The sequence below is a fragment of the Paenibacillus sp. plas6 genome (genome assembly GCF_057221655.1).
Genome location: NZ_CM170151.1, coordinates 2,819,337 through 2,836,307 on the forward strand (window position 1 = coordinate 2,819,337; position 16,971 = coordinate 2,836,307).

8 protein-coding genes and 2 pseudogenes are annotated in these 16,971 nt (G+C 37.6%); all 10 read left to right on the forward strand.

Annotation, left to right across the window (positions count from 1 at the left end; translation table 11 throughout):
- The first annotated feature begins 180 nt into the window (after positions 1-180).
- Positions 181-1,133, forward strand: a pseudogene (locus AC2TDL_RS12675) (helix-turn-helix transcriptional regulator).
- Positions 1,134-1,311: 178 nt separating this feature from the next.
- Positions 1,312-2,055, forward strand: coding sequence for a CPBP family glutamic-type intramembrane protease (locus AC2TDL_RS12680; RefSeq protein ID WP_484696460.1), 744 nt, complete (start codon positions 1,312-1,314; stop codon positions 2,053-2,055).
- Between the two features lie 69 nt (positions 2,056-2,124).
- Positions 2,125-2,568, forward strand: a complete 444-nt coding sequence (locus AC2TDL_RS12685) for a GNAT family N-acetyltransferase (RefSeq protein WP_484696461.1) — start codon at positions 2,125-2,127, stop codon at positions 2,566-2,568.
- Between the two features lie 7 nt (positions 2,569-2,575).
- The gene (locus AC2TDL_RS12690; protein ID WP_484696462.1) at positions 2,576-4,822 is read left to right on the forward strand and encodes an MFS transporter; all 2,247 of its coding nucleotides are present in this window, start codon (positions 2,576-2,578) and stop codon (positions 4,820-4,822) included.
- A 221-nt stretch (positions 4,823-5,043) separates the two neighbouring features.
- On the forward strand, positions 5,044-7,791 hold the full coding sequence (locus AC2TDL_RS12695; RefSeq protein ID WP_484696463.1) for a type I restriction-modification system subunit M: 2,748 nt from the start codon (positions 5,044-5,046) through the stop codon (positions 7,789-7,791).
- A complete protein-coding gene (locus AC2TDL_RS12700; protein WP_484696464.1) occupies positions 7,788-9,209 on the forward strand; it encodes a restriction endonuclease subunit S in 1,422 nt (473 codons plus the stop codon). Before AC2TDL_RS12695 ends, AC2TDL_RS12700 begins: the two co-directional genes overlap by 4 nt.
- Before the next feature lie 177 nt (positions 9,210-9,386).
- Positions 9,387-10,934 (forward strand): annotated as a pseudogene (locus AC2TDL_RS12705) (IS1182 family transposase); the annotation flags it as partial.
- 339 nt (positions 10,935-11,273) lie between these two features.
- Positions 11,274-12,830, forward strand: a complete 1,557-nt coding sequence (locus AC2TDL_RS12710) for a PTS sugar transporter (protein WP_484696465.1) — start codon at positions 11,274-11,276, stop codon at positions 12,828-12,830.
- Positions 12,831-13,487: 657 nt separating this feature from the next.
- Positions 13,488-15,434, forward strand: a complete 1,947-nt coding sequence (locus tag AC2TDL_RS12715) for a methyl-accepting chemotaxis protein (RefSeq protein ID WP_484696466.1) — start codon at positions 13,488-13,490, stop codon at positions 15,432-15,434.
- Between the two features lie 18 nt (positions 15,435-15,452).
- Entirely contained in the window at positions 15,453-16,961 is a 1,509-nt protein-coding gene (locus AC2TDL_RS12720) for a chemotaxis protein CheW (RefSeq protein ID WP_484696467.1), read from the forward strand.
- The last annotated feature ends 10 nt before the right edge of the window (positions 16,962-16,971 follow it).

The following is a 16,971-nucleotide window of genomic DNA, read 5'->3' on the forward strand; positions in this document are numbered from 1 at the left end:
CTTGTCTCAATTAACTTACTGCGAAACGTCTTCGTCACTAATTTGCATACCAATACGTTTAGTTTAAGGAAAGTGATCACTCCTTTTACCGGTCGTTCGTAAGAACAACTAGTCTTTGCTTCAATAGTAACTGATAATAGTGACAAATACTGTCATAAATATAGTAAACGGAGGAAAGCTATGTCTAAATCAAAAAGACTGATGGAATTAATGATGACTGTTAATCGCAAACGGAAGTTTACTGTTAAGGAGCTTGCTCAACAATTCGGCGTTTCACAAAGAACGATTTTAAGGGATTTGCAAGAATTGAGCGAATTAGGGGTGCCCTTATATTCGGAAGTAGGGCCTCATGGCGGTTACCGAGTGTTGAATGAAAGAATGCTGCCTCCTATCGCTTTCTCTGAGGAAGAAGCAATTGCTATTTTTTTTTTGCAGTTCATGCACTTCGTCACTATTCATCTCTTCCGTTTGAAACTTCATCGTCATCGGCTTTAAGCAAATTTTATTACTATATGCCTCAAGATACGCGAGAGCGGATTGATCAGATGAAAAATCGTGTTGATTTTGTAACTCCTTTCAGAAGTGTCAGCTCTCCGTATTTATCGATCTTGCTCGACGCAGCCATAGAGCAAAAAGTGCTGCTTATCAATTACGAGTCTCGGGAAAAACAATCAAATCGAGAGATACAACCGATCGGGATATATACAAGGAACGGACTGTGGTACTGTCCCGCCTATTGCTACCAGAATGAAGAGATCCGTGTCTTCCGCTGTGACCGAATTCATTCTGTCGATCATTCGTCGACTACACCTATTGACCTTTGGCATATTCACCTTGGGAATAGAGAATGGATTGACTCGGCAGAACGGGAGTATGTCCCGCTTTATGCGGAACTAACGAAAGGGGGAGTTCAAGTTTGTGAGGCTGAACTATGGACCAGCTCCAAGCTCCATATTCGACATGATGGAACAGGGTGGCTGGAAGGCGATATTCTGAAAACTGATATTCCGTATTTTGCGAATTTCTTTATTGGCTTGGGCAAGGAAGTGACGGTGAAAGGACCGTCAGAACTATTGGAATGTATCAAACGAAATCTATCCGAGCTTATGGCTAAATATTTAAACGAAGTGTAATTTTCATATATAAAGAAGCTGGAATAAAAGTAAGCGATAGTCTAGTACAAATTTTTAATTTAGTTGGCATATTCAACCAATTGTTAAATGTGAAAGCTTAATACAACTAACGTTCCTTTGAATCAACTGGCTGGAGCAGATATCCTTTAATTAAAGCAGAACGTTGGGAGATGGTAACATGAAAAAAGTATTGGCAGCACTATCCTTGAAAAAAGTAATTGCAGTTTTTCTTTTTGGCTTGGTGGCAGGAGGAGTATTAGGAGCGCAACAAGTTGGTACGTTATCCCCTGAATTGAAAGAGCAGATTATTGCGCAAGCAGGTTCAACCCAAGTACTCATTATTGCTGCTATGATGCAAACCGCATTTTTGGCGGCGATAGCAGCATTAGTAGGATTATGGGCTGCGCCGAAAGTAGGCTTAAATAAGCCGTTAAATATAAATGGAAAAAGCATTGTTGCTGCGCTAGTAGTTGCTTTGTTATCAGCTAGTTTTATAGCTATTCCTGAAAAATTCATATTTGCCAAAGCGTTAAATTTAGATACGAATTATGAGTTTTCCGGACTTTACTTTCTTGGCAGTTTATTATACGGAGGGGTTATTGAGGAGATTCTTCTACGTCTAGGGTTAATGACGTTTATTATTTGGCTTGCTAGTAAAGCAACCAAATCGACACAGAGCAATGCAATTTATATTATCGGTATTGTAATCGCAGCTTTCGTTTTTGCAGCCGGACATCTTCCTGCAACGGCACAAATGCTAGGATTAAGTCCGTTAATTGTTACACGCACGTTACTGCTTAACTTTGTCCCTGGTATTGGCTTCGGATATTTATATTGGAAGCATGGGCTTGCCTATGCAATGCTTGCACATATTGCAACGCATATAATTAATCAATTGATTCTTCTTCCTCTATTATTCTAAAAGAGAAAGAGTAATAAGTGTAATAGAAAATGACACATATATTTATGGGAGTTGGAGGGTTAAGTAACATTGAAAGAGCTTATATTTCAAGACGTTGGACTTGAGCATATTCCACTAGTGAATTGTTGGTACAGTGATGTAGATAGTTTTCATGTTGAAGAGCTCACAGAAGATTTTATCCATTATGTCGCTTTAAATGAAAATTATAACTCTTGGATGCTTATATGTAACGATGAGTTTATCGGTAAATTAGACGCAGAAGTCGAAGAAAATTTACTTTTTGTTTCAATTTTGATAAACCCGGCGCATAGACGTAAAGGTTACGGAAAAAAGGCGCTGCAGCAAGTGATAAGTAGATATAAAGACACTCATATTACGCAAATTGTAGCTGGTATTTATTATACAAACGAAGCGAGTAAACGATTATTTTTGTCAGCGGGCTTTACACCTTTATCTAAAAAACCTGATGAAGATGGCTTTATAAATTATGTGTACCGTTTTGAAAAGAGGTAAGAAATGAATGTCTGAAAATAGTAGAAAAAATAAATTAAAAAAATGGTTTAACGTTGTTGAACATTGGCGAATGCTTTCCACAGGATGGAAAGGGGCTGCAATCGGTTTATCCTTAGTTGCTTTCATCCTTTTCTTTTTTCAAGGATATTACATGATCGGTGATCGTGGAATTGCAGATTATATAATTGGCACAATTATTGCTTTAGTTGCAATAATTGTTGTAGCAGGTCTTATTACATTGATTATTTATTGGCTGAGAAAGTTGCTGAACAAATTACCTTCACTTTATTTATGGATTGCATTGACCGGTTTTATGCTAATCTTCCTCTGTTTTATTGGACCGATGCAAGTAATGTTTATCGTTACGCTATCGATCGTTGTTTCTTTCTCACTTATTGGAATGTTGATTTTGCGTATCGTAAGGGGGCAGTTTAGCCGATCAAGTAAATTATCAAAAATCGTAACAGGGACTCTAGCAGGCCTAGCACTAATTTATATGATCATCGGGAGCTTCTGGTTGTTTAATAATGGCGATAAGCAATTGCCAAGCCAGTATCAGTTGAAAGCGATAAAAACCGCGGAAAAATATGCGACGAATTTAGCTAATCCAACTGAACCAGGCTCTTATCAAGTGAAGACATTAACTTACGGAAGTGCGGATAGCTATCGCAAGGAATTTAATGCGGAAGATTCCCTAATAACAACTCCAGTTGATGGTTCGTCATTTGTAGAAAATTGGTCGTCCATTCGCACAAAGACATTTGGCTTTGGACCAGAGCAAATGCCGCTTAATGGGTTCGTTTGGTATCCTGAAGGAGAAGGGAGTTTTCCTTTAGTTATTGCTGTACATGGCAATCACTTAGCGACGGATTACTCAGATCCGGGATATGATTATTTAGGAGAAATGCTTGCAAGCAGAGGGTATATCTTTGTCTCGATTGACGAGAATTTTCTTAATACATCTCCTTATAATGACTTATTTATGCTGAAAGTATTGGAGAAGGAAAATCGAGCACGCGGCTGGCTAATTTTAGAGCATTTAAAGGTATGGAATGAGTGGAATAAAACAAATAAAAATCCATTTTTTGGAAATGTAGATATGAGCCAAATTGCTTTAATTGGTCATTCACGCGGTGGAGAGGCAGTAGCTGTAGCCGCCCTATATAATCAGTTGTCTTCATTGCCTGAGGATGGCAATATTCCATTTGATTATCATTTTAATATTCGTTCGATTATTTCAATCGCAGGCACTGACGGTCAGTATAAGCCAGGCGGTCAAGCGACACAATTACAGGATATTAGTTATTTAGCGATTCAAGGCTCACATGATATGGATGTAAGCTCATTTGATACAGTAAATCAATATGAAAGAATTGATTTCACAGAAAATAGTCCGCACTTTAAATCTGCCGTCTATATTTATGGTGCTAATCATGGGCAGTTTAATACGACATGGGGCAGACATGACGGAGTCGGTTTTGGCAATAAGCTATATAATATCGCAAAACTAATGCCTGAGGATGAGCAACTGCAAATTGCTAAAGTGCTTATTGCTTCATTTCTAGAAGCTACATTAAAACAAAAAACAGAATATCGCCAAGTATTCCAAGACCTTGGCTATGCTAAGGATTGGCTGCCAGACACGATGTATATTAGTGATTATTGGGATGGGAATACGGTTAAGATAGCTAATTTTACTGAAGATCTCGATTATGCTACGACTACGTTAAAAGGCGGTAAATTAGTAGGTAATGCATTGCAGGAGTGGGGAGAAGAGAACGTTAAGTTGAAATATATGGATGGAGTCCGACGCGCAGTAAGGCTGGAATGGGATCGTTCCAAGACGGAAGAACTTCCTAGCTATAGTGTGGATTTGCCTACTATTGAACTGACTACAGATGAAAACAGCTCTATTGTTTTCTCTATAGCTGACCGTGATGAACGAAAACGTGAGGAGGACACTGCGCTGCTAGATTTATCTGTGCAGGTAGAGGATCGCAGCGGAAATATAGCAAGTTTGCCATTAAGCGATATTGGTGTTTTATTGCCAATGTTTGAGGGGGATATTGTAAAAAGACCATTTACTTCATTTATGCCTACGAAAGAACCGATTTTTCAATATTTTTCAATTCAGTTGTCAGAGTTTACAAAGGCAAATGCTCAGTTTGAATCGCAAAACATAAGTAAAATAAGTTTTGTTTTTGATAAAACAGAGAAGGGTTCCGTATATTTAACCAATATCGGAATCAAATAGCTATTAAATGATTAAGCGGCGAAAATATGGCGATGCAGGCTGAAATTCTGCATCGCCTTTTTACGCTTGAGCGTATAATTTCATAGGTTTTGCTTGTGAAAAGTGTAATGCAGTTTAGTGCGTAGAAAAAAATTGTATGTTATGATGGGGGCAGTTCTTGAAAAATTGTAAGAAAACTGGAAATTAATTGTACTGGCTATGCGTTAAGAAAGGGGAGTTACATGACAACCTGGCAACAAGTTATTGAGACTAAACTAGCTCGCCAAAAGTATAAGGCAGCAGAAATTAGGCTTAATGAAGGCACAGTTAATTATTCTAAAAAAATTAAGCTTAATAGAAGCTTACAAGTCTTAACTGGCAACGAAGAGATTGTAAGAGCGTTTTTAATAGATCGTTTAGTTAATGAGCTCCATTACAAGCCTGAGATGCTAGAAACTGATAAGGAATATAGCTTAAAAGCTGGGTATAGCAAAAGTAACCAGAGCAGTATTGATCTGCTTGTCAAGGATGAGGAAGGCAATCCGTTCTTTTTTATCGAAGTAAAGGCACCTGGCAAATATGCGAAAGATCGAGCGGAAATTGAAGAGCAGCTTTTTACTTTAGCGCAAGCTGAGGAGCAGGACTATAAAAAGAAAGTTAAATATATCGTATATTATTCGGTCGAGCTGCAAGAAGGTCAGCTTATCGATAAAGCAATTGTAATAGATTTTGTAAAGTATCCTACCTATGAGAAATGGGAGGCGGACGGGTTTATTTCGATTGGCTCAGAGTTGACTGCAGGATATGGCGAGCCGAGAAAACAGCCCCTTATAAAAGGTGACGATAAGCATGATTTACGAGTGAAAATAAGCCACGAAGAAATTGATGGATTAGGAAGAATTCTTCACAATGTGCTGTGGGGAGGCGGGGGTACAAATGATAGTGATATTTTCTACTCCTTAGTAAATATTATTCTTGCTAAAATTCAGGATGAATATGAGCGAAAAGAGGGCGAGGAATACCAATTCCAAGTCTATCAATTTGGTGAAAATATTGAGAGCGGGCATAGGCTGTTTGAAAGAATTAATAGTCTGTACAAGCGAGCTTTGCGAGATCAATTGAACGTAACAGACGAGCAAAAGATTAACGAGGATAATGTGATTAATCGCAATAAGTTTCCGCTAAATAAACTTATATTTACTGTGCAAGTTTTAGAAAGATTTTCGCTGCTAGCGGGACGCAGTTCGCTAGATGGAAAAGATATACTCGGTGATTTTTTTGAGCGAATTACGCGTGATGGCTTTAAGCAACATAACGGTCAGTTTTTCACACCAACTCCTATCGTGAAATTTATCCTATATGCCCTGCAATTAGATGTTCTAGCCATTGATAAGTTAAACAAGGAGAGGCAATTACCGTTCATTATTGATCCATCCTCAGGAAGCGGTACATTTCTCGTTGAAGCAATGAAGTTAATTACGAAAGAAGTGAAGTATCGGCAGAGGCATAAACTTAAAGCTAATCAATCAATTGTCGCTCGGTTTGAGGAGTTATTTTCTCCAGATCATAACGAAAATAAGTGGGCAAAAGAGTATCTTTTTGGATCAGAAATTAACTTTGACTTAGGCACTGCATCGAAAGTTAATATGATTTTACATGGTGACGGCTCATCTAATATTTTTATTCAAAGCGGGTTATTACCATTTCGTTTCTACACAAAGGAGAACGAGCTAAGTCATTTAGCAAATACAACTACAGATTGCCTATATTTTGATAAAGAAGTAAACGAAAAATTTGATGTAGTTATTTCTAATCCGCCATTTAGTGTTGAGTTGGATTCGCAAAGTCAACGAGAAATAAGAAATACATTTATCTTTGGCGATAAGCGAAATTCAGAGAATTTATTTATTGAGCGGTATCACCAATTACTTAAGGAAAAGGGGAGGCTTGCTGTAGTACTTCCCGAAAGTATCTTTGACACGATTGAGAATAAATATATTCGCTTATTTATATTCAAATATTTTAATGTAAAAGCCATTATTAGCTTACCGCAAATTACCTTTGAACCGTATACAACAATAAAAACGAGCATACTTTTTGCGCAAAAGAAGACAAAGGCTGAAATTGAAGAGTGGAATTTGTTATGGGAAAGATATGGAAAGGAATGGAGCTTGCTCAAAACAAATGTAAAACATTACTATCAGTACTTTGTGGAAGGAAAACCGATCAACAAAAAATGGTCTTTTGATGCGGAAATTAATATACAAGAGAATAATATTATCAATATTCGCAACCACCTGTTTCGCTTCCTTAAAGATTATATTCGGACTGAAGATAAGGAACTCGATATTACGGAGTTGCTTATTAAATATGCTGAGGAGATAACTAATCTTTCTAAGTTGGAAAAGGAAACAGAAATTTTCGGTTGCTATAACGCGTGGTGGGTATTTGGGGAAGTTGCTAAAGCATTAAACTACGATATTTTTATGGCTGAAGCTGAAAATATAGGTTATAAACGTTCAAAAAAAGGTGATAAGCCGATGCCGAATGAGCTTTATGATATAGAGCATGCCCCAACCTTTTTAGATTGCAATGAAGTCCTTGCAAACTACACTGAAGAAATCGCGGTTTATTTAGAAACGAAGAATACATTGCTTAAAGAAAAAGCAGAGCTACTGAGCAGCGATAGTGACAAGGAAGCTGATAAAACTAAAAAAAGGTTAGAGAAGCTGACGGAGCTGTTGGAAGGTGTAGAGCTAATATTGGCTAACTTACGTGCTATAAAATTAGAGGTTGAACAACTTTTAACTACGTACTATGAGCAAAATAAGCTTAAAGCAGAATATATGGAACGTAACGATGAGCAATTAATTAAACACTTCAAAAAAGGCGGAGTTCTTTATCGTTATCGAAGTGAGGAGATATTGCTGCGTAAGAGTTTGGTTATGAATATTTTAGATGCGATGAGACAGGAGGTCATTTGGGATTGAATTACACAAAACGAAGCTTCTCGATGTTTGCAGCAGAACCAAGTGTAAGATTTGACAATAACTTTATCAAATCAATCCCTGAGGTAGCGGAAGAAACTTACTCCTATAAATCGTTATTTGAAATTGTTCAGCCTACAATACCAAAGTTAGATGAAGCTGCTCCTTTTCTATACGCTGAAATTGGACATGTATCGCAAGCAGGCGATGTTTCACCAGTCAGTTTATCATTTGAAGATAGAAATGAGTTAAACGAGGACTTATTTAAAAAAATTGAGAAGGGATATATTTTTCTTCCCGCAAAAGGAAATATTCTTATTTCTACGATTCGACCTAATCTTAATAAAATGATTTTGATTAGGGAGGACGAGAAGCAAGAGATCTTTTTTACAAAAGCATTTATTCAAATTAAGCCGTTAATAAACAGTCGACTTCTCTATTACAGCTTAAAATGGCTCTTTTTTGATCGGATCAGTGCGCTATCAAGACAAGGCAAAGGCTTTCCTGCGATAAAGGAAGATGATTTAAAAACATTAGAGTTCCCAAAACATGCGATTGATACTTTGCTTGCAAAGCAAAGCGAAATACTTGAAAGCCTAAAGGAGATTGAAAAAGAAATTAATGATTTAAAAAGGCAACAGGTTAGCAAAAAGCAAATTACAGATAAAGTATTTGCTAATCATTTTCAAATCGAAATCGACAAGTTGCTAGATTTTGATCGTGTTAGCAGCTTTAATATAAAGCTTAGCAGCATTGCAGTGCAAAATGGACATCTTCGACATAGCTACAGATGGCATAAAATGCAGTTGATGCAAAAGACTTTATATCAAGGATTAAGCTGCATCGATTTATTAGGCAAGTATATCGTAGATTTAAAAATTGGTTGGAGTCCAGAGTCAATTGTTGGCGGCGAAGGTACTCCTGTATTGGGGCAGGAACATTTTGATTTCGATGCTCAGTTAAAGCTTACTCCAACAAAGGCAACAACAAAAACAAGGAACAATATTGAGCAGTTTTATATTAATGAAGGTGATTTATTTGTCAGCAGAGGCAATACTTTAAATCTTGTAGCGCTTGCTAGCGTAGTGGAAACAGAAGTAACAGAAGATATTATTTATCCTGACTTATATATTCGCCTTCAGTTAGATGAAACGGTGCTGAACAAAAAGTATTTAGCCTTGCTGTTCAATTCCTTTATCGGCAGACTGTACTTTAAATATGTGTCTAAGGGAAAAAATCAGACGATGGTGAAAATTTCAAGTGATGAATTAATGAATTACTATATTCCGATTCCCCCGTTAAAAGAGCAAGAAGCAATTGTTAAGGAAATCGAGGAGAGAATAAAGTTACAAAAGGAAATTGAAAAGAAAATTGAAACTAAGCAAAATCAAATAGGATCGCTACTTAAAGGATATTTATAATTTTGTGGGATATTCATTGGCCAAACGAGCCTGGGACAAAACCCAGCTAAATGAAAGAAAACTCCTGGTGCTCTACAAAGTAGAATGCCAGGAGTTCATTTTTTACATACAAAAGGAACACTTTCTGTTAAAATTTAAGTATCTTACCCCAAAAATTTCAAAAGAAAGGTGTTCCTTATGTTTAAAGATTATAACATGAATCAATTAGTTTTGCCTCTAAATTTAGAAGTTAAATTAGATAAACATGATATCGCATTTGCCATTCATCATTTGGTCGAAAGTATTCCAGATGAAGCGTTTCGTTCGTTTGTTCGTCGTGACGGTTGTCCAGCCTATCATCCGCGCATGATGCTCAAGATCATTCTATGCGGCTACACTCAATCTGCCTTTTCTGGTCGTAAAATTGAAGCTCTTACGAAAGACAGTATTCGGATGATGTGGTTAGCTCAAGGCTATGAACCTTGCTACCGTACGATTAATCGTTTCCGTGTTCATCCTGTGATGAAAGACTTACTCCGCCAGTGCTTCGTTCAATTTCGCTCGAAGTTAGTGGAAGAAAAGATCATTACCCAAGAAGCGATGTTCATTGATGGAACCAAAATTGAAGCCAATGCGAATAAGTTCACCTTTGTATGGAAAAAAGCCGTGGACAAACATCATGCTCGGCTCATTGAAAAGTCGAATCAACTGTACAACGAGTTATTGGAACAAAAGATCATTCCAGAGCTTGAACATGAGCAAGAACTCTCTACGGAAAACTTACTGGAGATCGCAGAACACCTTGAGCGAGTGGTTGAAAGCTATACAGAAAAGATCGCAGCATCCGAAGATACGAGTGAACGAAAACAATTACGAAGCAAGCGAAAAGCACCAAAACAACTACTCAAGCAAGTCCGTGATTGGATGGAACGAAAAAACATGTACAAGCTTCATCAACAACGATTCGGAAAGCGCAACAGTTATTCCAAAACCGATCCTGATGCAACCTTCATGCGAATGAAAGATGACTACATGAAGAATGGACAATTGAAGCCTGGATACAATGTACAAATTGCAACCGAAGGACAATACACACTGGCTTATGGTATCTATTCCAATCCAACGGACACCAAGACGCTTATTCCTTTTCTTGATGAAATTGAAACCCATTATTTTGACTTGCCTACCTATATCGTAGCGGATGCCGGATATGGAAGTGAGCAAAACTATGAGGATGTGATCACGAAGCGCAAGCGTGTTCCATTAATAAAGTATACGATGTATGAGCGTGAGCAAAAGAGAAAGTCTAAAACCGATCCATTTCAAACAAGTAACTGGCACTATGATGCCGAAAAGGATCGTTATCTTTGTCCAAATGGACAGGAACTAACGTTTCAACGCTATACCATACGCAAAGATAAAGATGGGTTTGAGCGACAATTCAAGATCTATGCTTGTGCGGATTGTACAGGATGTCCTTTCCGATCCTCATGTACGAAAGCACAAGAAGGAAGACACCGACAACTGATGATCAATGCACGTTGGGAACAACAAAAAACCTATGTAAGAGAGCAGCTTTCAGGAGAAAAAACAGGGGAGATCTACCGTCAACGAAAAATTGACGTAGAACCAGTTTTTGGATTCTTGAAGGCTAATTTAGGTTTCACTCGCTTTTCAGTTCGAGGAAAACGGAAAGTTGAGCATGAGATTGGACTTGCCTTAATGGCAGTAAACTTAAGGAAATATGTGCTACGAACGTAGCATAGCATTAGAAAAACAGAGCCTAAAATGAGCAAACGGTGAAATCTTTGAACAGATTTCACCGTTTGCTTGTTTTAAGAGACAAGTTTTGTCCCAGGCTCGTTTTATATTATCATGACGATTCGAAGACAATATCAATCAATATTAAGAAAATCGTTATTTTAATATTTTAATTAAAAAATTCATCATAAATTATATAGAAAAGAAACATTTATTTTCAAAATTACATAAAATAATATTGTTATTATTAGATTTCATTCTTATAATAAGTTAATGCATTACTTAGCTAAAGTATAAACGTCATCGAATTAAGGAGTGTACTTAATGAAAGTTGTAATACTTGGGAGCAGTGGCGGTAACTTATTCAATTTAGGTGGTCGCGATCCGGAGAAATTGCTTGGTGAAATTATTACACAAAGCAAAAGCGCGGGAGTAGAAATTGCAGCAGTTCAATTTATTGCCGCAGAAGAATCTATGGATGTGGCGAAAGATACGACAATGGCTTCTTTGTATACGTGGAATACGAAGGAAGATACATTTGTAAAGGGCAGTCGCGCTACGTTAAAAGAAATTGAAGGACAAGCAAAAGTCATCGACAATCAAATTGCTGATCTAATTCGAAATAAGCAAATTGATGGCATCATCATTATGAGTGGTGATCCAGAAGGCAGTAATGAGCAAGCTATTTTGGCTGCAGCAGAAACGGGCATTCCAGTTGTAGGTACCGGTGGCAGCTCCATGGCAATGATTAGTACGAAGGGGGCAAATGTCATTGCGACATCGGGAACAACAGGTACAACCAATCGTACACGTGCAGTTTCCTTTATGACTTCATTATGCAAGTATTGGAACATTAAATATATTCCTGTACTTGGTCATCAAGGACAAACTAGCGGAAATTCAGGGGTTAGCGTTTGGAAAAGAATTAACTTTAAAGGAATTATGCAATCGTCATTGCCAGGCTTTATTGCCATGGCGCTAGTGCTAGCATTAGGGAAAATTCCAGCCTTATCCGCGCTAGAAGATGTGTTTAACGTTATTGTTGGCGCACTTCCGATATTAATCGCTGTTATCGCGGCGAAACAAGTGTCTGAGCTTGATGAAGTATCCATCGTAGCAGGGGTTGTAGCGGGGATTCTTTCCACTGAAGGTGGCATCATCGGCGGAATGATTGGTGGTATTCTTGCTGGTATTCTTGTGCAGTGGCTATTTACGAAATGTGTGCAATGGCGCTTTCCGATGACAACAGTCAATATTGTTGCTGGCGGTATTGCAGGTCTAGTATCTGGATTACTGATGTACTTCTTGGTCGCACCAATTGCATTGCAAATTGGCGAATGGATTAAAGACTTAATTAATGTGGCGATTGACTTTAGTCCATTGTTAGCGGGAATTGTTTCAGGTCTTTTGATTTGGCCGGCCATTATCGGCGGTGTTTATCACGCAGCAATTTTGCCGATTGTCTTGCTGGAAATGGAGACAACAGGAAACAGCTTCTTAGGAGCAGTAGACATGGTTGGTCTTGTTATGGTATCTGCAGGCATTACGCTGGCAAATATTATTGCGCCTCGCGATAAAGGGGAAGCAGCAGTTGCAACGCCAGGCTTTTTAATTAATATGGGCTTCGGTACATTTGTTGAAGCGGCTTATCCATTTATGTTTGCCAACAAAATCGTATTTGCTGGTGCTATTATTGCAGCAGGTATCGGCGGCGGATTAGTCGGATTGTTTGGTGTTCGTGGTACTGCTTATGTTCCGTCATTTACTGCACCATTTTTATCTGATAATGCGTGGGGCTTTGTTATTTCAATGGTAGTTTCTCTGCTAGTTGCATTTGTCATTACGTTGCTTGCTAATAATGCAGCAAAAGTAAAAGCATAATTGTAATATTTGAAAAGGTTGAAAAACTTTTGAGCTAATTTCACAATATACAGAATAAGAACCTGCTTGAAGCACTAATATGTGCAACGGGCAGGTTCTTTTTGCTTTTGTGATGGAGTCAATCATAAAGTATTGTACGATGTATATTTATCAACTGATAAAGTAACTGCTTGTGGTTGTTTTTATTGTAAGCATGTAGGTTTTTACAAGAAGATAAAAAACTATTAACAAGATAATATTGATTCTTTTATAATAGGAATTAATTCCTATATTAATTGGTGTTAGTAGGAGTATAGGACTCTGTTGATTGACTATGGTCAATATGTTATATAGTGATTTTACCAATTTTATATAAAAAGTAACTTTAGGACTATGATTAATGATGTTGTTTTTATTTAATTGCTTAAAAATATAAGAATAAATTACTATGTTTTTTAAAATTCGTATTGAAATAGGAAATTGTTCTTATTATAATTGGATTACTAATTAATCGACAAAATAATTGTCAATTCGACATTATTTGCCCGCATAACCTTACATACTTCTTAGTTGAATGCCAAATGTGGAAGGTAGTCTTTCTTTTTCGGAAAGACTACCTTTTTATTATTTTGTTAGTGCTAAAAAACGCTGAAATGGATTATTAGGAGGCCGATACGAATGGAGAAAAAACTAGCACGACCAGCATCAACCTATTCAAGTTCAAGTAAGAAAATGGACACAACCGTGCAAAATGATGAAATTGAACGTAAAAGAGCGTTAGCGAAAAAACAAGCCCAGGATAAAGTGAGAGCAAGAACATTAGCCAAGCAACAACAACTTGCAGAACGCATTGCTGCTGCTACAGAACAACTAGCTTCAGGAATTGAAGAAGCTAGCAGTGCTGCAGAAGAGTTAGGTTCAACTACAGAACAAATTGCTAAAGGAGCTAATGAGGCTTCTTCAGCTGCAGAAGAATCAAGAGCAGCGATTAATCAAATTGAAAAAGCTGCATTGATTGCAGATGCAAACTCCAAAGAATCTCTAAATCGAGTGAATGAAGCTAAAGCACTGATTGAAAATGCAACGAGTGAAATCGAAGCGATGATTATAGGTATTCAATTAGCTGCTGAGACTAATTTAGAGTCAGTAAAACTAGTAGGTGAATTAGAGAAACAGTCTGATGAAATAGGCGATATTGTACAAGCGGTGGTTCGCATTGCTGATCAGACAAATTTACTTGCTTTAAATGCAGCGATTGAAGCTGCTAGAGCAGGAGAACATGGCAGAGGATTTGCTGTCGTTGCCGATGAAGTTCGTAATCTTGCAGAAATCTCAGAGAAGTCTGCTAGAAATATTAGAGAGCTTGTAATGGAAATTCAAAATAATGTAAAAGTGGTCGTTGTTGATATTGAGAGTACAGGTAAAGCTGCTAACGAAGAAGTAGAGAAAGCAAAGAAAACAACAATTGATCTTAACAATATATCACGAGATATTGTCTCGATTCAAAATAGTGTAGCTGAAATTGCTATGAACGCATCTGACGCAAGTAAAGGGGCAATTGAGTTTCTTGGACTTGCTGAACAGATTGCAGTTGCAGCGGAGCAGCAAAGCAGCAGCTCAGAAGAAATTGAACGCTCATTACAAATGCAAAATCGTGCTTTTAGTGAGTTGAATTCAGCGGCGTCAGATTTAGCGCAAATGGCGGAAGAGCTAAAAGTATCAACAGATACGCAAAAATCCGCAGAAGTATTAGCGGCAGCGGCTGAGGAATTATCTGCTAATGTAGAAGAAGGTAACTCTATGGCTTCCGAAATTTATCGTGCGATGGAGCAAATTTCAATGGGTGCACAGGCCCAAGAACAGCTTTCGGAAAAATCCGCCCAAATGGTAGAAAAGCTTGCGGCAGCAGCAGTTCAAATGAACGAACGTGCAATGTTCTCTACTGAAAAATTAGGAGAGCTGCAAAGCTTGCTAGAAAGTAACAAAATCTCAGTAGATGAAATGATTAAGGGGATTACTATTTCTGCTGAATCCAATGTCAATTCAGCTAAAAATATTAAACGATTAGAAGAAACAATTCGCAAAATCGATAAAATTGTTGATGCCATCGTTAATGTTACGATTCAAACGAATATGTTGGCAGTTAATGGTTCAATTGAGGCGGCAAGAGCTGGAGAGTTCGGCAGAGGATTTTCTGTTGTTGCTGGAGATATCCGCTCGTTAGCAAATGAATCTGCTGAGAATACAGATAAAATTAAAGAGTTGGTAAGAGGCATTCAAGATCAGATTCAAAAGGTTGCGCTAGATATTGATACTGCTAGTAAAACTTCCTTCAACGAAGTGGAAAAAGCGAAGAAAATTACTCATAACTTAAACGTTATCGAAGAAAATATGATAAAAGTTGTTGAGATCACAAACGAAGTGCAAAAAAATGCGGATGAATCAGTTATTGCACTTGAACAAGTAACAAAAGGAGTAAATCAAATCGCAGCAGCAGCTCAGGAAGCAAGCAGAGGAGCGGCAGAAGCTACTGTCGCTGCCAGTCAGCAATCTAAAGGAATGCAGGATTTAGCTGAAGCCATCGAGGAAATTTCTAGTCTAGCTGATGAACTCCAAAATATGTAATAGGATGAGGATGAGCATATGGCAGAGATAAAGGAACACAATTTAAACTATGCTGAATCTCAGCTCGTTACGTTTAATCTTGGAGATGAAGAATTCGGCGCAGATATTATGAACGTTAAGGAAATTGTTAGGGTTACAGATATTATTAAAGTGCCTAACGCGCCAGATTACATAGAAGGAGCCTGTAACCTTAGAGGCGATGTTTTACCAATTATTGATGGACGAGTTCGACTCAACATGGCTAAAAAGGAAAAGGATGAAAATAGTAGAGTGCTTGTACTTGATGTCAATGGAACAGCGACAGGAGTCATTGTAGATAAGGTGTCTGAGGTTTTACGTGTTAGCACTCATGATATTGATGATACACCTGAAATTGTAAAAAGCGTTGATTCTGATTACTTGAACGGAATTGTTAAGCTAGATAACGGTAATCGACTTATAATGCTGCTGGATGTCGTCAATGTACTCAATGTGAATAATGAGTTAAGACAAAAAATGATGGAATCTACTTCTGTAGACAATCATTTTAATGTAGCGAGCCATGCATCAGTGGAAGCAGTTGACGATCATCAGTTAGTGTCATTTTTGTTAGGTGATGAAGAGTTTGCTATCGATATTATGCAAGTTAAAGAAATTATTCGACTTTCAGAAGTGATGAAGGTACCGAATGGTGTTTCCTATGTCGATGGGGTAGTATCGATTCGCAATCAATTACTTCCTATTATTAATATGCGTTCCTATTTTGGGATGGAGTATCAAGAGTATACAGATCATACAAGAGTACTAGTCGTTGATATGGGTGAAATGACTGCAGGAATTATGGTTGATAAAGTGTTAGAGGTACTAAGAATTCCAGCAGACATTGTTCAGTCACTTCCTAAATTTGCTCAGCAGGGTGGGGAGCAAATTAAGGGGGTAGCCAAGCTAAACGAAGGTAAAAGACTCATTATGATGCTTGATCCTACAGGAATCATTTCCGTTGAACAGTTAGAACGAATTGTTAATTCTAGTCGTTTTGAGCAAGAGGATAATGCTTTAGAATCGGTTAATGCCATTATTGATGAAGAACATCTAGTTACTTTTAATCTTGATACCGAAGAGTATGCGATAAAAATTAAAGATGTCATTGAAATCAATCGAATGACTAGTGTTACAAAGGTCCCGCGTTCTCCGCATTTTATCGAAGGAATTGTAAACTTACGGGGCAATATCATTACAGCAGTAGATTTAAGAAAGTTGTTTGGGTTAGACGAGAAGCAATTAAACGATACAACGCGCATTATTATTGTAGAGTCGGGTAATACAAAAACAGGAATTATCGTAGATTCTGTGTCTGAAGTGCTGCGATTAGAGCGAATCAAAATCGAGGTTCCGCCTGTGATATTGCGTAATGGAATCAATAGCAACTGGATTGAAGGTGTCGGAAAATTAAATGACGGCAAAAGAATGATTTTAATTCTAAATCTGAAACAGGTGTTAGGATTTCAAATGATAGCTGAAGGTGATAGTAGTGAGGAATCGGATTAGAGTATTAATC